At 58.6% G+C, this 18,090-nt stretch carries 20 protein-coding genes and 1 pseudogene; 8 read left to right on the top strand and 13 right to left on the bottom strand.

From position 1 onward, the window contains the following. Positions 1-180: 180 nt before the first annotated feature. Together AC1DJB_RS22970 and AC1DJB_RS22965 are read right to left on the bottom strand one after the other, a co-directional pair. The gene (locus tag AC1DJB_RS22970; protein ID WP_476910919.1) at positions 181-636 is read right to left on the bottom strand and encodes a hypothetical protein; all 456 of its coding nucleotides are present in this window, start codon (positions 634-636) and stop codon (positions 181-183) included. Between the two features lie 92 nt (positions 637-728). Beyond that, a pseudogene (locus AC1DJB_RS22965) lies at positions 729-800 on the bottom strand (hypothetical protein); the annotation flags it as partial. Between the two features lie 56 nt (positions 801-856). Between AC1DJB_RS22965 and AC1DJB_RS22960 the strand changes: the two are divergent. Both AC1DJB_RS22960 and AC1DJB_RS22955 read left to right on the top strand, forming a co-directional pair. Further along, on the top strand, positions 857-1,009 hold the full coding sequence (locus AC1DJB_RS22960) for a hypothetical protein (RefSeq protein ID WP_476910918.1): 153 nt from the start codon (positions 857-859) through the stop codon (positions 1,007-1,009). 127 nt (positions 1,010-1,136) lie between these two features. Next, positions 1,137-1,625: a hypothetical protein gene (locus tag AC1DJB_RS22955; protein WP_476910912.1), complete on the top strand. Its 489-nt coding sequence runs from the start codon at positions 1,137-1,139 to the stop codon at positions 1,623-1,625. 417 nt (positions 1,626-2,042) lie between these two features. Here the strand turns inward: AC1DJB_RS22955 and AC1DJB_RS22950 are convergent, their stop codons facing one another. The 5 genes from AC1DJB_RS22950 to AC1DJB_RS22930 form a co-directional block, all read right to left on the bottom strand. Next, positions 2,043-2,222 (bottom strand): hypothetical protein, encoded by a 180-nt coding sequence (locus AC1DJB_RS22950; RefSeq protein ID WP_476910911.1) that lies wholly within the window; start codon positions 2,220-2,222, stop codon positions 2,043-2,045. 843 nt (positions 2,223-3,065) lie between these two features. Further along, positions 3,066-4,490 (bottom strand): hypothetical protein, encoded by a 1,425-nt coding sequence (locus AC1DJB_RS22945; RefSeq protein ID WP_476910910.1) that lies wholly within the window; start codon positions 4,488-4,490, stop codon positions 3,066-3,068. Positions 4,491-5,309: 819 nt separating this feature from the next. After that, positions 5,310-5,627, bottom strand: coding sequence for an IS1096 element passenger TnpR family protein (locus AC1DJB_RS22940; protein WP_476910917.1), 318 nt, complete (start codon positions 5,625-5,627; stop codon positions 5,310-5,312). Between the two features lie 101 nt (positions 5,628-5,728). Beyond that, positions 5,729-5,809: a hypothetical protein gene (locus AC1DJB_RS22935; protein WP_476910916.1), complete on the bottom strand. Its 81-nt coding sequence runs from the start codon at positions 5,807-5,809 to the stop codon at positions 5,729-5,731. A gap of 294 nt (positions 5,810-6,103) precedes the next feature. Next, a complete protein-coding gene (locus tag AC1DJB_RS22930) occupies positions 6,104-6,373 on the bottom strand; it encodes a hypothetical protein (protein ID WP_476910909.1) in 270 nt (89 codons plus the stop codon). 263 nt (positions 6,374-6,636) lie between these two features. Here AC1DJB_RS22930 and AC1DJB_RS22925 point away from each other — a divergent pair, with 263 nt between their 5' ends. Together AC1DJB_RS22925 and AC1DJB_RS22920 are read left to right on the top strand one after the other, a co-directional pair. Beyond that, positions 6,637-6,900: a type II toxin-antitoxin system Phd/YefM family antitoxin gene (locus AC1DJB_RS22925; RefSeq protein ID WP_241710893.1), complete on the top strand. Its 264-nt coding sequence runs from the start codon at positions 6,637-6,639 to the stop codon at positions 6,898-6,900. Continuing rightward, positions 6,897-7,160 carry a type II toxin-antitoxin system RelE family toxin gene (locus AC1DJB_RS22920; RefSeq protein ID WP_476910908.1) on the top strand — a complete coding sequence of 88 codons (264 nt, stop codon included), beginning with the start codon at positions 6,897-6,899 and terminating at the stop codon, positions 7,158-7,160. The genes AC1DJB_RS22925 and AC1DJB_RS22920 overlap by 4 nt, the downstream gene beginning before the upstream one ends. 428 nt (positions 7,161-7,588) lie before the next feature. On the opposite strand, the gene AC1DJB_RS22915 is transcribed toward AC1DJB_RS22920, so the two are convergent. The 6 genes from AC1DJB_RS22915 to AC1DJB_RS22890 form a co-directional block, all read right to left on the bottom strand. Then, positions 7,589-8,602 (bottom strand): ABC transporter permease, encoded by a 1,014-nt coding sequence (locus AC1DJB_RS22915; protein WP_476910907.1) that lies wholly within the window; start codon positions 8,600-8,602, stop codon positions 7,589-7,591. Next, positions 8,599-9,423, bottom strand: coding sequence for an ATP-binding cassette domain-containing protein (locus AC1DJB_RS22910; RefSeq protein ID WP_476910906.1), 825 nt, complete (start codon positions 9,421-9,423; stop codon positions 8,599-8,601). The genes AC1DJB_RS22915 and AC1DJB_RS22910 overlap by 4 nt, the downstream gene beginning before the upstream one ends. Then, positions 9,420-10,217 (bottom strand): ABC transporter ATP-binding protein, encoded by a 798-nt coding sequence (locus AC1DJB_RS22905; RefSeq protein ID WP_476910905.1) that lies wholly within the window; start codon positions 10,215-10,217, stop codon positions 9,420-9,422. The genes AC1DJB_RS22910 and AC1DJB_RS22905 overlap by 4 nt, the downstream gene beginning before the upstream one ends. After that, positions 10,214-11,074, bottom strand: a complete 861-nt coding sequence (locus AC1DJB_RS22900; protein WP_476910904.1) for an ABC transporter permease — start codon at positions 11,072-11,074, stop codon at positions 10,214-10,216. The genes AC1DJB_RS22905 and AC1DJB_RS22900 overlap by 4 nt, the downstream gene beginning before the upstream one ends. Before the next feature lie 41 nt (positions 11,075-11,115). Further along, positions 11,116-12,588 carry an ABC transporter substrate-binding protein gene (locus AC1DJB_RS22895; RefSeq protein ID WP_476910903.1) on the bottom strand — a complete coding sequence of 491 codons (1,473 nt, stop codon included), beginning with the start codon at positions 12,586-12,588 and terminating at the stop codon, positions 11,116-11,118. Between the two features lie 631 nt (positions 12,589-13,219). Further along, on the bottom strand, positions 13,220-14,416 hold the full coding sequence (locus AC1DJB_RS22890) for an alpha/beta hydrolase (RefSeq protein ID WP_476910902.1): 1,197 nt from the start codon (positions 14,414-14,416) through the stop codon (positions 13,220-13,222). A 2-nt stretch (positions 14,417-14,418) separates the two neighbouring features. Between AC1DJB_RS22890 and AC1DJB_RS22885 the strand changes: the two genes are divergently transcribed. From AC1DJB_RS22885 to AC1DJB_RS22870, 4 genes are all read left to right on the top strand, one after another. Beyond that, the gene (locus tag AC1DJB_RS22885) at positions 14,419-14,664 is read left to right on the top strand and encodes a hypothetical protein (RefSeq protein WP_476910901.1); all 246 of its coding nucleotides are present in this window, start codon (positions 14,419-14,421) and stop codon (positions 14,662-14,664) included. Positions 14,665-15,055: 391 nt separating this feature from the next. Continuing rightward, entirely contained in the window at positions 15,056-16,060 is a 1,005-nt protein-coding gene (locus tag AC1DJB_RS22880) for an alpha/beta hydrolase (protein ID WP_476910900.1), read from the top strand. Positions 16,061-16,107: 47 nt separating this feature from the next. Then, complete coding sequence (locus tag AC1DJB_RS22875; RefSeq protein WP_476910899.1) at positions 16,108-17,361, top strand: glycoside hydrolase family 1 protein; 1,254 nt, start codon at positions 16,108-16,110, stop codon at positions 17,359-17,361. 142 nt (positions 17,362-17,503) lie between these two features. Continuing rightward, positions 17,504-18,046 carry a gluconokinase gene (locus AC1DJB_RS22870; protein WP_476910898.1) on the top strand — a complete coding sequence of 181 codons (543 nt, stop codon included), beginning with the start codon at positions 17,504-17,506 and terminating at the stop codon, positions 18,044-18,046. Positions 18,047-18,090 lie beyond the last annotated feature (44 nt).

Raw genomic sequence — 18,090 nt, 5'->3', positions numbered from 1 at the left:
TTGGTCTTCCCGCAGCACCGACCGGTCGTGGGGGCAAGAATACGCCGGGGCGCTGACCGACGTCGTCCGGGCTGGGATGTTCGCGCCTTGGCCGGCGGTGACTTGGTGCGGATCCGGCCGGTCATGCCGCCGCCGGTATGACCGGCAGCAGCGGGTGTGCGCCTTGACGCGGAGGGCGCTTCACCGTGAACCGGCGACGGAGACCTCGTGTGCCGACGTCCGGCCCGGTAGAGACGGCCACGTCGCTTGCGCAGACGGAAGGCCGCGGAATCCCGCGTCTAAGCGGTTTACTGCGCCACGTGCCAGGGAAGGAACGCCTCTGCGGACAAGGGCAAGGCCCGCGCCTGTCCTGTTGATCCGCCTCGGCATGGCCGCGACAACATCGGCGGTGATCCGCCGTCCGAAGGCGTGGCGCTGTACCCGCTCGCCTGTTCCTCGCGACACCATGGCGGCCAGACCGGCACTGGCCAGCATGAGGTCTCCGGACTGCTCCAGGGCGTGGCGGACATGGCTGGTCAGTTCATCCACGGCCCTGGCTGCGGGGCAGGGCCGTCCGTCCAGGGGTCCGACCAGCGCTCCGTTGACCCCGAAACGGCTCGCCTGCCAGTTCGAAAGCCGGAGCGTGCCGGTGTCCACGGCAGGGGGAACGGTCCCGAGCCGCCATTCCCGGGGGAGGTTTCAACCAGGGCCCGGATCACCGCGGCGAGGACGGCGGCATCCCTGGGGTACGGGCAGATGTCGGCCGCCCTGATCTCCACGGTCGGATTGTCTTTCGAGAGCCTGGCATCGAAGTAGACCATGGCCTCAGGTCCGGGCGGCTTTCGCGGGCGCCGGCCACCTCGAGGGATACGCATCCATCTCTGAACTGATCGAAACAGCAACGCTCAAGGAAGTCCGCCGGCTCCAGCGCAAATACAACATTGGCAAAACCCTGGGAACCGCTGCCCCAGGGAGGCGCCCGCACCGGGCGGCGTTCCAAAGGAGAAGAAGCCCGTCACCGGCACAGTAACGCGTGGCGGGTATGACCTTACTGTGGCCGCTTGCCCACGGCCATGGGGGGTCGCGGCGGGAGGCGAGGTAGGCCTAAGCGGGGCTCCTCGCCAGCTGATAAGCTTACTAATATAGGAGGTTCGGATATGACGATCACCAGCCCCGACCACCCAATTGATCTGGCTCGCCGCGCTTTGGCCCGAGAGGACCTGGGCCGCCTGGACTATTTGAGGGCCTTGCGGGAAGCCGTGCAGCAGGGACTGCCGCAGCGCGACATCGGCCGCGCCCTGCACATCACCCAGTCCGCCATCAGCCAGGCGCTGACGAAAGCTGAATCCAGGGGCGTCAAGGCGATCCCCGAAGGGTTCAGCGGAGCCAGCCCCTACGAAATCGCCGAGCGCTACGCCGCTGGCGACATCGACCGCAACGAGATGATCCGCCAGCTCTCCGCATGGCCCTATGTAAAAGCCCCCGACAACACGGAACAACTGGCCATGGAATGGAAAGCGATCCTTCCCCCCAACCCTCCCGGAACATTCGAAGAAGTGGGGGAGGCCTTCGACAAGGGCCTGATCGACGGCGACGCCTACGACATCATCCTGGACGCGGCCGAAGACGCTCCCGACGTGCCGTGACTACGCTGTAGAGCGTGACTCCCGACGATCCGGAATGGTTCAACGTCAAGCGGCAGCAGCTGCGCCAGGAACGACGCGCCCTGCACAACGAGATCCTTGCTTCTCCCGCGGAGCTTTCGAAGTCATTGCCGCACCTCCTCCCGGAGGACAAGGTGCGACCGTGCGCGGGGTGCCTTGCACCCTACGCACGTAGGGCGCCGCACCCGGTCCCAGAAGCGCGGCGACCAAACCAACGCTGACGCTTCCCCAGATTGCCGGCTTGCTGTGCGCGTTCTGGACGAGTGAAGAATCAACGCTTTGCGGTGCAGGTGTGCTCAATCCCTGGATCCCGGGCAGACCTTTGTGGGGACCTTCATTTTCAAATCCTGGGCCAGCAGCTCCACGATGCGTTGCCATCGGTGTCGCCGACGCTTTTCATCACCATGCGGCTTCGTGGAGTGCATTGGCTGCGTAGCCGACGGCGCGACGGAAGTCGTGCCAGATCAGCCACGTCAGCCCTTCGGGGTTTTCGGAAAGGCCGCGGCGCATATAGAGGACGGCGAGGTTCGGTTGCCCGGTACGGAGCGCGTGTTCGGCGGCTTTGAGGTAACGGTCCATGAGTTTGGTTCCTCCAGTTCATCCAGCAGGCTCATTTGGCCGGGGATCGGGTCCTCAGGCTGCCATTGCGGCTAGCGTTTTCATCCTGGGAGCCTTCCGTCGCGTGATGCCGGCAGGTGATCACTGTGGACGGTGCAGCAACGGACGGCGATCAGTCCCATCGCTTGTCGCCGATGGGCTGTCCGAAGCCTATGAACGGTGATCGGAGCCGATAAGAGTGCGCTACTTATCTTTGCGCGCGAGCACTTGCAATACGGAATTCGGCAACATATGGGCCGCAGGGGCATCTTCGAGGACGGGGAGCGCGACTGGCGACGCTCCACGCAGTCGCGGGGCCCGGCCTGTCGCTTTCAGTTGCCCATGGTCCAAAGACGGAGGCGAGCCAATTCAAGAGGCGGCCCAAGATCAGGTGACTTAGGCTGTCCCAAGATGGGTCAACCCGGGTTTTGCTCGACTGGCGTCGGAAATGGGGTACCTGCAGCGGTAGCGGTGGATAACCCGTCAGGGTTGTCCACCGCTTATGGCCAGCGGAACGGATGCTGGCCCCGGTTTCCCGGGTCCGTCATGCTCAGTTGCAGAGGTAGTAACTTCGAAATAGCACCTTAGGCTTGGCAGCTATAGGAACGTCAGGTGTAAGGGGAAATCACCGTAACGAAGTAGCTTTTGCGGTGCCCACGATGCTCCTTGGGGGCGGCGTAGTACTCGCCGAAAATCCGGCGGATATGGCTGACCAGGGCCTGCACTTGGCCGTCGCGACTGCGGACCCTGTAGGTTTGCGGTCTCGCCTAGGGCTTCATTGACTGCGGCTAAGTCTGGTATCGGAGAAATCGGCCAACTGCCAAGTCAGAGAAGCATTGTCTTGTTATTGCCGTTTTGGTGCAGTCGGTCGCTATACCTCAAAGTGCGAGCAGACCAGATGAAGAAGCAGTGAAGTAAATGAGCAATGGAAGCCGCTAGAAGAATCACCCACACAGCCCCCGGTCCTGGTATAAGGAGATGAATGTCAAATCCAATAATATCTTGCCGCGTCTCACTGTATCGAAGCAGCGGGACCGCCCCAACCAAAATAAAGCAAGCGCAGATGCTTAGAAAGCCCGCAACGGAAAAAAGAGACGGAAAAGACATTCGCCGAAGATTGCCTGCATCTATTCTTGTCATTATCCATCCAGCCAAAACAACAGGGATCCCCAGAATCGGTGTTAGGAGTACGGCGGAAGCTCCGCTGCTCAATGAAGCCGGGCCTAGGCTGTCAATGTTTATACAAACTGCTCCAAGGAGGACGGTCATGGTGGTCGAGGCTAAGAGTATCGAAAGAACAATTCCAGGTGGCCGATCGCGGAATTCAACAAATAGTCTAAGTGACTTCCAAGGAAATAGGGTCCCGTTCGTCGATACGAATGGCCTGTGACAGTCCCTCAAATATGCGTGCACGTGCTGGAGTCCCAGCGTGTCACTAATATTAATTCGCGGTCGCGTATCGGTTTCACAAGCGTTAAGCAGGTGTTCTGGTTTTTTGCCCACCGTAACGACTCTTGCGAAATGAACATACATCTCCTCCGGGGCGTCAAGAGTTAAGTGAAAACTCCGAGTCCATTCAACTTCTGGGAGTTCAATTTCGTGCCACCTCTTCGTCATGACGAGAACGCCCCGAATGGTGGATCGGATCGAGTAAAGCCACCCCCTCTCCTTGGAGGTCATAGGGACTCGAGTGAGGTATGAGCAGGTGACCGTTGGACGTGCAGTCCTCGGGTGCGCGCCACTCGTTGAGTCTGATTCACCCTTAAGTGGAACGAAGAGAAAATATCCGGAGGTCAGCTGCGAAATTAGATTTATAAGCTGGTTGATATCACCTTCTTTCGGCTGGGTATATCTTGCTACCTGGCAGTTTCTCAAGGCGATCAGTCGTCCACTAATGCTATGAATGTTGCTTTTCTCTGATGAGGTGTTCGGATCGGTTGCGTACGAGATTGTCTCAAATACCCGTTCGGATTGTGAATCCTTATGAAAACACTCCAGAAACAGTTTCCTTAAAATCAAAGAAGTAATTCCTGCAGCTTCTCGATAACCTATCGCGCTCGTGTTGTTGCCATTCACCTTAACTTCAAGTGAATCGAGCATCTCACCTTTTCTGACAAGGAGAACTGGAAGAATTGTTGCATAAGCGCTTGGAATTGCGTAGCCGATGTTTACGGAAACTTTCTGAAAGCCCTGCTCAAATACGACGTGCCTGTGTATTCGAGTGATGTAGTTTGACTGGTTAGCTGCCACCTCCCCGGTGAACTCGTGAAGTAGTTCATCCCGCCAACGCTCCCGATGTAGCTTCTCGCTAGTTGTTATATATGTTCGAAATTCATCAACTGTTTGGCTTTCCTTCGGCCACTCGCTATGTGTACTTGCGAGGACTTTCGTGCGATCGCGATTCAATCCGATCGAATGAAACTGCCTGAAACGCTCACCACCTAGCACTCGGAGCAAAGTAAAAGTTCCGGAAAGTAGGCCTACGGTGATAACCGTGACTATCCGCGTTCCAGAATCGCCATCGATTTGATTTCCCACAAGAACCAAAAGAAAAAAAGCAGTGCCGAAGGTCCACGCGCCGAAACTTAGCCCTACTCGCATAAATGCCTCCGTGATCTAGCTACGTCCGAAGATCATACATTTCGTGCCGTATGCCTAACGCTGTTTGTCGGAACGTGACGGTAACAACTGATGCTCGGCCCACAGGTTGGACCAAACTGATCGCACCATCAATCCTCGCGGGGAAACTGGTTCTGGAGATCTCCAGGCCTGGACCCGGCGGGAGCCCATCCTTCATGCCCGCGCTAATTGATATTCGGCGCCAGGAGGTCGGTGTGGGGGGACGGCGTGCATGAAACCGTACATGCGATCCAGCAGCTTCCTTTGCTGGCTACGAGACGCTGGTGCCCGAGGGGATGAGATACTAAAAATTAGTTGATTGCGCAACTATCAGTTTACTTACTTTATGTAACGTCCATTCATGCGGCGGGAAACGGTTGGGGGAGCGCGTGTGGAAGGCGCTGTGTCTGGCGTTAAGGACCAGGCCTTTTTCACCCCAAAATCCGGGGGTTAGAACTCCTCGACCAGCGCCAGATTCACCGCCGCGATGTCCAGGAATGCAGGGTCGAAAGGCTGATCGGAGCCGGTCATGTCGGCCACCCAGGCGGAATGTTCGGCGTGGCCGGGATGGGACGGGTCGGCGAGGGTGTTCATGATCTCCTCATAGCCGGGAAATCCTCCGGAGTCTTCCAGCGGGCCGCGCCGGCCGCCGTCAATCAGCAGAGCTGGTGGAGTGTCGTCGTTTGCCGGCCGGCGGGACATCAGTTCGATCCGGTGCAGCCAGCTGTCGCCGAAGTCGTATTCGTAGAAGGCTGCGCCTGAATCCAGGTCGAGCAGCTGGTCCAGGGAGCACTCCTCTTCAGGCCTGTCTCCTGGTTCTTCGCATTCCTGCCTTGGTAGCCACTGCAGGACTTCCGGAATCTCGCCGTCTACCGGCCCAGCGGGGCGAAGGGATCATTTGTTGTGAACCTGTGCAGGTGCGCGTCCTCCCAGCCAAAGACTGCCTGCAGGACCTTGTGTACCTGTTCAGAGCCATGGAGCCCCGGACCTCAAACTGACGCCAAATCATAGGAACGCTGCCGACGAGCTCCACACGAACCCCCAGGACAGCGTCCGATCCATCTATGTTCCTGGCTGCAAACTTATCCATGGAGTCCATACTCTCAAGCAACGCTGAATGGGGACGTCGCTACAATCGGCGTTGACGGAATCCCCGGAAAATACGGGAGGGGATTGCCGTTGGGGTCAGGCCGCCTGTGTAGCTAATGGTCCCAGGAGCGCAGCGTAATCGGGGGCTAGGATGCTCAACCGTATTCGGACTGGAGCGGATCGACGTGGGCAGGCAGATGGTGGGACCGCGAGCAAGTCCGGAGTTCTTCCAGTGCGTCGGGCTCGATCCAGGCCCGGGTCATATCGAGCTCCAGCGTCATGCCGGCGGTGAGCGAGTTGGCACGCTTCATCACGTCATAGAGGCCGTGGACGCTTTTGGACGTCACGCGGCCCTGGGTGGCAACCTGGGCCTTTGCGCAGTCGAGGTCCACGCGGACCGGCACTCGAAGCTTGTCTGTCGTCACGAAAATTTCTCCGCTCTCAGTTGGGTGCCACGACGCTGTGGCGCCCCGGACAACCATAGACGAAATGTGATCCATGCAACATATCTGCCGGTGTTGAATATTTCCGCCGGCTAGGGGCGGGGACGGCGTGCCGCCCGGCCTCAACCTCAATCTGGGAATCAGATGCAATAATCACGATTCTACTTGACATAAGGTCCATTATCGGCAAAACGTACAAAATGGACGGTCTATACAGTTTGCTCATTTTTGTATACATTGGGTCAATGAGCGAGATGACCCTGACTTCCGCGCGCACGCACCTTGCCGAGGCCGTCGATGCAGCAAGAATGCAGCACGATCCTGTGTGGCTGACCAAGCATGGCAGGCGGCTTGCGGCGGTAATCGACGCCGAAGACTTGGACCGGCTGTTGCAGGCGGCCGAAGATCTGGAGGATCTCCGCGCGGTCCAGGCCGCACGCGAAGAACGCGCGGCCGGCGCAGAGCCAATACCTTGGGATGAGGTCAAGGCGGATCTGGGCCTGCTGTGAGTTACGCGGTCCGGGTTGACCAGGCGGCACTGCGGCAGTTGCGCAAGCTCGATCCCCAGGCCCGGCAGCGGGTCAGTGCGGCCATCGAACTGCTGTCCGAGAATCCTCGGCCGCCGGGGGCGAAGAAACTTGTCGGAGGCGATCGTGAATGGCGCGTACGGACCGGTGATTACCGGATCATCTACGAAATCCACGAAACCGTTCTAACCGTCCTCGTCGTGTCCGTCGGAAACCGCAGGGACATTTACAAGAAACGCTGAGGATCCCGAGCATCGCCCACCAGCTGGCAGTTGGTTTGAACAACTCTGGTCCGAGGTCCACTCCCCCTGGTTGACGAAATCTTTATTTATCGGCCTTGGAAAACAGGCGGGGAGCGCCTGCGAATGTTATTCGTACTCATTTTGTGGCTGTGGATTGCCAGGCTTTTTGGCGAATTGCCAAACGATCTGGCGAATCCTGCCAGCGAGTTGGCGAATCTCCGGTACAGATCGGTCACGAGACCCGCCCATGGGGTGCATTGGACCGTTCGCCGCTCGGCCTCGGCGACGCAGACCAAAACGCTACCAGAACCGTAGTTTTCGCCAATTCCGGTGGCAACGCGAGCCGCTCGCAATCTGCCCAGACAGGCGCGTTCTTCTGATCAGCCGCCTGCGCCGTTGGTCAACAAGGTCCCACGTCGTCTTCTGGGCTATTGGGCGCGGACCCGGGGGTCCAGGAAGCCGGCCAAAACATCGAGAAGGGCAAAGACCACAAGTGTGATGGCGCCGGCAACCAGCACGAAGCCTTGGATGGCCGGGTAATCTGTCCGGAGCATTGACGTGACGGACCATTGGGACAGCCCGTTCCAGTTGAAAATAGTTTCAACGATGGCAGTGCCGCCAAAAAGTGCGCCAAAGATTATTGCCCCGTAGGTCAGCACAGGAGTACGCGATGTTAGGAAGGCGTACTGGACCACGCGCCATTCCGGCAAGCCGCTTGCGCGGGCGAATTTAGTTTGGTCCGACTCCAGTGCTTCGCGCAGTGACGCGCGGCTGATTCTTGCGAAAACCGCAGCTATTACAAGTCCCAGAGTCAGGGCCGGAAGGGCCAAGTGCGCCAAGGCGTCTGAGATCAGCGCGGGATTGCCGGTGAGGACGGCGTCGACGGCGATCATGCCCGTCACCCGGGGCGGTGGGACCGAAATAATGCTCAACTGCCCCTCGGGGCCAGGGGCAATCCCAAGGACAGCGGAGAAGACATAGATAAGTACGACAGCGAGCACGAAATCCGGGATGGACTGAAGGACGCCGACTACGAGGGAAGAAGCGCGATCAGCAAATCTTCGGTGGAAGTAGGCGCCGATTGCCCCGAGGCCAATTCCTAGTGGTACTGCGATGATCAGGCTGGCAATGATGAGTTCAAAGGTGGACGGGATTAGTTGGGCAATCTCGTGGTTGATGGAAGTACCGTCGTAGACGGACGTTCCAAGGTCACCGCGGACAGTCCGGCCCAGGAACTCGAAATACCGCTGGGCGAGGGGGGCGTGCAGACCGAGGTCGTTCTCGACCTGGGCCACCTGCTCAGGGGTAGCGTACGGACCGGCGATCGCGACCGCCGGGTTCGATGGGAGTATTGCTACCAGCAGGAACGTAAGACTGGCGATCGCCCATAGCGAGACCAGCATGAAAAACAGCCGCCAGGCGGCGAAGCGCAACCTGTTCACAGGGCGGCCTCCTTGGTCTCGATTCGCGTCCGTCGCGGCTTGGCAATGGAAACGGGCAACTCGGCGCCGATCAGACGCTGGGTGTAGGGGTGCTGGGGATCTTTGGTAATTTCCGCGGTTGGGCCGATTTCCACGATTTTTCCTTGCAGCATTACGGCTGATCTGTTACTGACCTGACGCACGGTGCCAATATCGTGGGTGATGAGCAGGTAAGCGAGGTTGAGATCCCGTTTCAGCTCATCCAGTACGTCGCCGATCTGACGCCGAATTGTTCTGTCCAATGAGGCCGTCGGTTCGTCCAGCACAATCATCTGCGGTCTGCCGATGATGGCCCGGGCGATTCCTATGCGCTGCTGCTGTCCACCACTGAGTTCTCGGGGAAAGCGGTCCATCATTGATGCGGTTAGACCAACCCTTTCCAACGCGCCGGCAGCCCTTTCCCGGCGTTCTTCGGGCGAACTCACACCCTGAACAACTAACGGTTCTTCCACGATCGTTCCGATCCGGAGGCGGGGGTTGAGGGACTCGAAGGGTTCCTGGAACACAACAGTAAGATGGGAGCGAAGGCGACGAACCTCCTTGGCCGACTTTGTCTGCAGCGACTCGCCGTGAAAGAGAACATCCCCCGAGTCGGGTTTATCCAGCCCAAGGATGAGGCGTCCAGTGGTTGATTTTCCAGAACCGCTCTCCCCGATCAATGCCAGCGTCTCGCCCGCGTTGATGCTCAGGGAAATGTCATCCACAGCACGGAAGCTGATGCCGTGCCTCTTGAATGATTTAGTGAGATTGCGTAATTCAATGACCGGTGTTGTTTGGGTCATGACTCTACTCGTTCTGTCGTTGAGAGAAAGAGCTCTCGCGTATATGGGTGCTTGGGGTCAGTGAACAGGGCCGAAACGCTGCCCTCTTCGACAAGTTCGCCTCGCATCAAGACCAGGGCTTTGTCGCAATAATTGGCCACCACCCCGAGGTCGTGGGTGACAATCAAGACCGTCATCCCCCGCTCCCTGTTCAGTGAAGCGATGAGATCAAGTATCTGGACTTGAACGGTGGGGTCCAGCGCGGTCGTCGGCTCGTCCGCAATCAGGATTTCAGGTTCCATGATCGTTGCCATGCCGATCACGACACGTTGTGCCATGCCACCGCTGAGTTGGTTGGCATAGCCCTTGAGTACCGATCGCGGGTCACGTATGCCCACTGACTCCAGGGTCGCTTCCGCCAGCTTCGCGCTGTCGGCCTTGGATTTGGTCTTCTTGTGGGCGCTAAGCACGTGGTGGAACTGCCGCTCCAGCGGCAGTATCGGGTGGAGCAGCCCGAACGGATTCTGGCCGACAAAACCAAGGCGAGTCCCGCGCATTTCCCGCAACTGCTTTGCCGGCGTATTAATCATGTCGTAGCCCAGCAGGTCCACCGAACCCTTGACACGGGATTGGACTGAACGCGGCAAAGCGGCAATTACATGCACGAGCGCGCTCTTGCCGGAGCCACTTTCGCCCACCAGGCTCACCATATCGCCAGCTTCGACGTCGAAGGAGATGTCACTGACGATTGGCTTCGCGCCCTCTTTCGCGAGGTATTCGATGCCGAGATCCTTGACGGAAAGAACAGGGTTCATCGTCCGGCCACCAAATCGTCGAGGGAACGGCTGACGAAGTTCAACGAAACCACCACAAGGACCACTGCCAGCGACGGGAAGGTCGCCACCCACCAGTAACCCTGCCCGATAACGTCAGCGCCTGAGCGGATCATGACTCCCCAACTGGGGGTTGGTGCTGCCGTGCCAATTCCGAGGAAGTTAAGGCCAGCAATCACGATGATCGCGGTGCTGGTGGCAAGGGTGAACTGAACAAGGGCGATGCTAAAAATGTTGGGGAACACATGCACACGGAGAACTCGCAGGGGCGAGCAGCCCATGGCGATCGCGGCATCAACATATCGGCTGCTGCGCACGACGATTGCTCCACTTCGAACCAGGCGGATGAAGCCGGGTGCTCCCACCAGGACGATGCCGAAGATGACGTTGCCAATGGAGTTACCGGCGAGGCTGACTACGGCGACCGTTACGATAAGCAGCGGAAGCGACTGCAGGACGTCCGTGGCGCGCATGATGAGATGCGCGAACCAGCGGTCCGAGGATGCAAGCAGTCCCAAGGGGACTCCGATTATCAAGGAGAGCAGAGCCCCGCCGAAGGCGACTGGAAGGTCTACATGCGCCGAGGCGATGGTGCGTGAGAGCACGTCGAAGCCGCTGCCGTCCGTCCCGAACCAATGCTGCGGACCCGGAGGGAGAGTCACCGCCGCAGGGTCCGGTTGCGTCGGCGAATAGGGCAGAGGCAGGAAAAGGCTTGCGAGCAACAGCAGCACTATGGGCGCCATTCCTGCGGCTACTCCTACGTAGTCCGTGAAGCGGCTGTGCCGCCGGCTTCGTGCGGCGGGTGTTGCCGCTTCTTCTATAACTATGGGTGTGGCCATTGCCTTGTTTTCCTTGCCTCTGCCCCGCCTTGGTCCGGTCTTTACTTCATTGCGTCGAAGTAGGCCGGGTTGGGCGCCGTCGTAATTGTTCCGAAGCCCTTTTCAGCGCCCTTGATGCTCGAGCTCATCGCAAAGACGTTCGGCACGTTGATCAGTGCCACCGTGGGCACGTCATTGATCGTGATGTTGTTCAACTCAACGGCCAGCTTGTTGTATTCGTCCGAACCCGGGGCGGCGGCGCTGAGGGCGTTGATGGTTTTGACGAATTCATCGCTTTTGTAGCCGAAAGTCATCGCCGGCGCTCCTGGCTGGATCAGTCCCGCTTCGAACACCAGTTCAGGCACAACTCCCTGATTGTTGTAGACGAGGGCCTCATATTTTCCTCCGCGCTGGGCTTGGCTGAAGTCATTGCCACTTGCATAAGCTTGGAGATTCACAGTCACCCCGATCTCCTTGAGCTGACTCTGGATAAGGATGGGTAGTTCGTTGCCACCCACATAGCCCAAGGTGAAGCTCAGGTTGGACTGACCGGCGTCTGCCAGCAGCTTCCGCGCGGCCTCTTTGTCCTCGGTCCACGTCTTGAGGTCATTGCTCTTGGGGAGCAGTCCAGGCAGGAATCCAGTCGTGGCAGGGGTACCAAAACCTGCGCGGGCTCCGTCGATGAGCGCCTGCCTGTTCAGGCCCATGCTGATTGCCTGCCGGACACGCACATCGGCAAACTTCGGGTCTGCGTGCTGTAGTGCCATGACCTCCCTACTCAAGGATGCGCAGTTCCAGACTTTAATCTTGGAGTTCTTTTGCAGGTCTTTGTACTGGGACCAGCTCAGGCCCGAGGCGTAATTGACGCTTCCGCTATTGAGGAGGTTCCCCTGTTCGGCCGCGCCGGCAACCTGCTTGAAGATAACGCGATCCACGCCACCAGAAGCCCCGGTCCATCCCGGGTTCTTCTTAAGGGTTATCTGATTGCCCTTTTCGAAGGTGTCCTCGGCGTAGGGACCAAAGGTGGCCATGTTTGTTTCCAGCCATTTTGCAGCCCAGGGATCTTCGGCGGTTACGTGCTTCTTGACCTCAACGGAGTCGTACACGAGAAAGCTCGGAACAGTCCACATGACGGTATCCAGGGTCGAGGGCGTTGAGAAATTCAGAGTGAAGTTCTTCTTATCCACTACAGTGATCGGATTGTCAGCGGCAAGGTGCATGGCGCCAGACGACAGAAACTTCACGATGGGACTAACAGCAAGGTTCCGCTGCAAGCTCCATTTGATGTCCTCAGAGGTGAGCGGGTTGCCGGCAGCGCTCTTGGTGTCCTTCAAAGTGACCGCCAAACTCTTCCGGTCTTCGCTGACCTTCCAGGAGTCGGCGAGTACACCGCGGAGCTTGGTGGGATCGGGGGCGGTTTCGCAACTATTGTTGTCGAACTCAAAAAGCAGGGAACCAAGGGTTGTGATGATGGGTTTGATTCCGAGGCCCGCCTGAAGATTTTCCGGCTGAAGGCTGCCGGGCAGGGCGGTCAAAGAGTAAACCGCGACTCCTCCCCCAGAGGATGGGCTGCCGCTACCGCTCCCCCCGGCGCATGCAGTCATAAGGAGGCTGGAAACCGCAACAGTGGAAACTGTAGCGAGTACGCGCTTCATAGGCCTGGGACGGAGCCGCCCAGAATTCGCCGCGATGATTTTCATGGTTTTTCCTTCAAGTTAAAGGGTTGAGAATGACTAAAGTTGTCCGACAGCAGGATGTGCCCTCCTCGTCACCGTTGGTCTCCGTGGCCGTGTTGTACTGGTTCATCCTGACCGGCCAAGGAGCGCAAAGGTAAGCGGATAAGAGTAGATAGCTTTGATAGAGACCACGCTTCGCGCCCTGGGCAAGGCGCAGCCACGTCGAGCGTCCTCAGAGTTGCTGGAGTTAGTACCGACCGACAACGCGCGGCAGCGATGGCGACGTCTGCAAGGGGAAAACGGTCGGCTGCTGCATGGTGGGCCGTCATTAGGAACTCCATTGTTCAGTGATCAAGTCAGCTTTCCCTCAAGCGGTAGGGCCAACTTGGCCAGCATGTGGTAGATCAATGAAAATCTAAACTGTTTTCTTTGTCAATAGTGTGGAGTGTCGTATCGATGCTGGCCATTGCGGATGTGAACCGAAGCGCGGTCAAGAACCTGCAGGCCATAGGCTTTGTCCCGTTTCTGTTGCGTGCGTCTTGCGAAGGAGTTCGATTACTTCTTGGCGCCACGCCCGGGCCGCGGGTAGCAGCTTCGTCAACGCCGGCGAGCCGTGGAATTGACCACGTTGCAGGGAATTGATCGCGGGCACACCTGCCTCCATGAGTCGGCGGGCATATGCTTCTCCGTCATCGCAAAGCGGGTCGTACTCTGCGGGCATAATATAAGCCGGTGGGAGCCCGGAGAGGTTCGATGCGAGCAGCGGGGACGCGTAGGGGTGGTGGACGTCTTCCGGTTTGCTCAAGTAGTAGCGCACACACGTCTTGAGGTATTTCGATGTGATGCCGTAACCAGTGCCGGCGCGTTCGTGCGACGGTGCACTAAGAGTGAGGTCAAGAGCGGGCACCTCGAGAATTTGAAGTGCGATGCGGGGACCAGCCTCGTCCCGGGACTTCAGGGCGACGCCCGCAGCGAGGTTGGCACCCGCGGACCCACCGCCAATGGTGATGAAATCGGGTCGGATCCCGAGCTCATGTGTATGGTCGGCAATCCACAGCAGCGCGGCGTAGCTGTCCTCAATTGCCGTTGGAAACTTGTATTCCGGCGCTTTTCGGTACCCTGCAGTCACCACAACACAATCGGCGAGGACAGCACGTTCGGCGCATACGACATTGGTGTACTTGGAATGAATCGAACCCCCAATCCAGCCGCCGCCGTGCAGGTAGAGATGAACCGGGTGGGGGCCCGAAGTGGCGGGAGTGAAGATGTGCAAGGTGATGGAGCCACCTTTAACGGGGATCTGCACCTCCCGGCGACTGGCGCCTTCGGGAGCGGGTTCCAGAATATCCAAAAGCACCCCGGTACTGGTCAGTTCTTCCTGGGCTCTGTACGCATCAAAGTCCTCAATTTCCTCCGGCAGCTGGGGAGCGGCCGCGACGAGGGGCTCTAAGAGTGGGTCGAGGGGCATGGGTTTCTTCTCCTTCGAAGTTCGGCATTCCTGAACAGGATGGCGGCAGCCCTGTTGTGATACCCGGCAGGTCTCCATCAGTTTCCGCTGTTCAATGAGATTATTAACTGTTATAAAAGTCAACAGTTCTCCCACTGCTTTCTTTTGAGTGGTATCGGGTATCGCCACCACTGGCGCCAGGATCGCCGCGGAAGGATCAAGAGCTTCGAAGGAGTGCAACGTTGCGCGAACGCCACATCATCTACCCCAGCATGCCGGCCGTCGGCTGGCTACCGGTTGACGACTGGACCCTTTTGGAGGGTCTTCATGTTGAGATTTACCTACGTGGAATGCTGCTTGACGAGGGGGTGGTTGAGTGCATCGCCCCTGAGGGCGCCTTGCTTTGGCTGAAGCAGGATGGCGCTGCGTTGAGGCGAATCGTCGAGAAGCTCCCAGACATGTATGTCCGGCGGATCTGGGTTGACTGACATGGGCCACTGAATCCAAAGCGCGAGGTGAGGGTCCGCCCGAAGCGCATTCCGCACTGCTCCCTTCCGACGGCATCTCGATGGCAGCAGCGCCTTCGCAGCGGCTTATTTGTTTACAAATTCAATCGTTTAAATTATGATCTAGTTATTTAGAGGTTGGCGAGTCACACCACGTCAGCCGTCCATTCAGCAACATGAGCAATGGAGCGCATGAGGCAAGCAACAGACTCTTATGCCGAGCAGGCGGGCCAGCCCCTGGAAACGACCCCTCAGGCAAAACCTATAAAGCCATGAGCGGCCTCATGGCGAGGGCGCGACAACACTTCAGTGGTACCGGCCAATCCGGACTCCAAAACGAACAGCGTCTTCGTAAACAAGAGAAAGGGCGCAGATGCCTGAGAGTTCCAGACGGCCTGCGGGGCCGGTCAGCACACCGGTTCACGAGGTCGTCTCCAATCTGGAAGCTCAACAACTTGCTCCACCAATGCCGGACGGGCAGGTTTCAGATCCCGTCGACTGGCCCCGGGAGTTTCCTCGGCTCAGGGGGGTGAAAGTTCGTGAGGTTTCGATATCAGGCACTGCAGCCAGCGTTCCTTGCCGCATCTACAATGAACCAACCCGCAGCGCGGAGGCTGCCATCGTTTGGGTGCACGGGGGCGGTTACCTGTTCGGTGACCTGGACATGCCCGAAGCGCACTGGGTTTCTCTGGAACTCGCATCCAGGGGCGCCGTCGTTTTTTCGCTTGACTACCGGAAGATGATCAGGGGACAACGTTTTCCAGCAGCGTCTGATGATGTTCTGACAGGATGGAATTGGGCCTGCCATCAAGTCGGCCAGTTTGGGCTTTCACCCGAAAACCTTCAAATCGGAGGCGCAAGCGCCGGGGCAAACCTTGCTGCAGGCGTAGCAAAACGACTGACTGACGGGGCTGGAACACCACCTGCAGCGCTGGCCTGTGCATACCCGTTTATGCACCCCGAGCTCCCAGCTTGGGACAACGCCGAACTCGAGCTTGTTATGGAGCAGATACTGGATCCCTATCTACTCCCGGCGGACAGTGACGAGCTCCACCGTTACTATGCCGGCACTGCTGAAGTCTTGAATGACCCCTACGCCTTCCCTGCAAATGGCAACCTTTCGAAGCTTCCCCCGACCTGGGTCCTGACGTGCGAACTGGACATCCTTCGAACCTCGGGAGAGGCATTCGCTGACGCTCTAAAGAATAGCGGCGTGAGCGTCCGCCTGGACAAGCTCACAGGGGTGGAGCATGCAGCACTGAACAAGCCCGCCACACCAGGTGGCCAAGAAGCGATTCAACTACTTTCCGAGTGGGTGTTCGGGACGCGGGGCCCCACAGTGCCCTCCCGAGAACAGCCTCCACGTGGAAAACCGTAAATCCGTTCAAGACATCCGCTAGAGCATTACTGTACGAAAGGACCTCCATGGGAGACCTGCTTTTCCCCGACAATTTCCTCTTTGGCGCCTCCACCTCCGCGCACCAGACGGAGGGCAACAACGTGAACTCGGACTGGTGGGACTTTGAACTGGCGGAGGGAACACCCGTTTTTGAACCTTCCGGTGACGCCTGCGATTCCTACCACCGTTACCCCGAAGACGTAAGCCTGGTGGCGGATTTTGGTTTGAATGCTTACCGCTTCAGCATTGAGTGGGCTCGGATCGAACCGTCGGAGGGCCGCTTTTCCAACGCTGAACTTGCACATTACCGCCGAATGCTCGAAGCCTGCAGGGCCCGAGGGCTGACTCCGGTCGTGACATTCCATCACTTCACCCTTCCCCGCTGGCTTGATCAGCAGGGCGGATTCCTCTCCCCCAGGTTCGCGGAACTATTTGAGCGCTATTGTGACCGCGCGGCCCGGGCCTTGGGGGATCTCATCGGCTGGGCCTGCACCATAAACGAGCCGGAAGGAGCCGGTGATGCCGGATGGGTAGTTGGTATTCACCCGCCAGGAATTAAAGGCGACCACGACTCCATGTGGCGAGTGGTAAACAATGTCTTGGACGCACATAAGCGAGGTGCAGCCGCGATCCGGCGGCACACTGACGCGCCCGTTGGCGTCACGTTAGCCTTCCAAGACATGCAGTACGAAGATGGAGCCGTCCCTGGGCATACGCCGTGGGAGGACAACGCACGAGTCAGCGAAAAGTTCCTCGAAGCATCGGCAGATGATGAATTCGTCGGGCTTCAGACCTACACGCGCCTCAGGTTCGGGCCGGAAGGAGAGCGTGGCCCCGGTCTGAAGTCGGACCAGAAGAACGGCCTCGTTGAGACGCCGATGACCACCATGGTGGGCTGGGAGTTCTACCCGCAAGCTCTGGCCGGCACCATCCGGCGAACTGCAAAACTCAGCGGCGGCAAACCAATCCTGCTAACAGAAAACGGAATCGCGACCATGGAAGACGAAAAGCGCGTCGCTTTTATCGACCATGCCCTGCGCACCGTTCACGAATGCCTTGCGGAAGGGTTCGACATCCGTGGCTACATGTACTGGACTCTGCTCGATAACTTCGAGTGGTCGGGGGGATTTGAGCCCAAGTTCGGTCTAGTCGCCGTAGACAGGGCCACTTTTGAACGGAAACCTAAGCCGAGTGCCTATTGGTACGGCAACGTGGCACGGTCAAGGGCTTTACCAGCCGAGCCGGTCCAATGGCCCCCGGTGCCGGTTTCAGTCACCTAGATGGCAGACGGGAGCGACGCCGTCGAAAGCTGGGCCCGTTCATTTTGCGCAGGTGAGTCTGCCCTTTTGGCGCGCCGTCTGCCGCACCAGCCACCTGAGTAATTCACCTAAAGCTAGTATCTGGCCAAAGGAAATCCTTTCCATGAGTACCGATGCATCGCCCGAACATGGCCCCATGTCAAAGCCCATCGTCGTGATGGGCGTGTCTGGAGTTGGAAAATCCAGTGTGGGATCTGTGCTGGCTGACCTGCTTAAGGCTAGGTTCGTGGATGCAGACAGCCTTCATCCGTCAGCAAACGTGCAAAAGACGGCTGGTGGCATTCCTCTGACCGACGAGGACCGGTGGCCGTGGCTGAGGGTCGTGGGCAGGACGCTGGCATCAGGCTCACCGGAGGGCATTGTGGTAGCTTGCTCGGCGTTGCGGAGGGCGTATCGGGACGAAATTCGTCGACAAGAACCGGCAACGCTGTTCATCCTGTTGGAAGCTGATGGCACGATGCTACGGGAGCGCCTTACGCAGCGCCCGGGGCACTTTATGCCGGCTTCACTGCTGGACTCCCAGCTTGAGACGCTGGAACCTCTGGAACCTGATGAAGCGGGGCTGACAGTTGCTTCGGAAGGCGGCATTGATGCAACTGCCAGAGAAACCTTTCACCGACTGACCACCCCTCGGTTCAAGGCGTGAGGAGACTGTCGTTGATCCGCACCCGGAGATCAGCACAGCTGCAG

The sequence above is a fragment of the Arthrobacter sp. 01T428 genome (genome assembly GCF_056398685.1).
Note: the sequence above shows the minus strand (reverse complement) of the source record. Positions and strands in the feature narration are given on the sequence as shown.

Bases quoted from the DNA above. Each gene is read 5' to 3' on its own strand.
- AC1DJB_RS22955 (WP_476910912.1), top strand. From the start codon at position 1,137: ATGACGATCACCAGCCCCGACCACCCAATTGATCTGGCTCGCCGCGCT.
- AC1DJB_RS22950 (WP_476910911.1), bottom strand. From the start codon at position 2,222: ATGGACCGTTACCTCAAAGCCGCCGAACACGCGCTCCGTACCGGGCAA.
- AC1DJB_RS22925 (WP_241710893.1), top strand. From the start codon at position 6,637: ATGAGCGAGATGACCCTGACTTCCGCGCGCACGCACCTTGCCGAGGCC.
- AC1DJB_RS22910 (WP_476910906.1), bottom strand. From the start codon at position 9,423: ATGACCCAAACAACACCGGTCATTGAATTACGCAATCTCACTAAATCA.
- AC1DJB_RS22905 (WP_476910905.1), bottom strand. From the start codon at position 10,217: ATGAACCCTGTTCTTTCCGTCAAGGATCTCGGCATCGAATACCTCGCG.
- AC1DJB_RS22900 (WP_476910904.1), bottom strand. From the start codon at position 11,074: ATGGCCACACCCATAGTTATAGAAGAAGCGGCAACACCCGCCGCACGA.
- AC1DJB_RS22880 (WP_476910900.1), top strand. From the start codon at position 15,056: ATGCCTGAGAGTTCCAGACGGCCTGCGGGGCCGGTCAGCACACCGGTT.
- AC1DJB_RS22875 (WP_476910899.1), top strand. From the start codon at position 16,108: ATGGGAGACCTGCTTTTCCCCGACAATTTCCTCTTTGGCGCCTCCACC.
- AC1DJB_RS22870 (WP_476910898.1), top strand. From the start codon at position 17,504: ATGAGTACCGATGCATCGCCCGAACATGGCCCCATGTCAAAGCCCATC.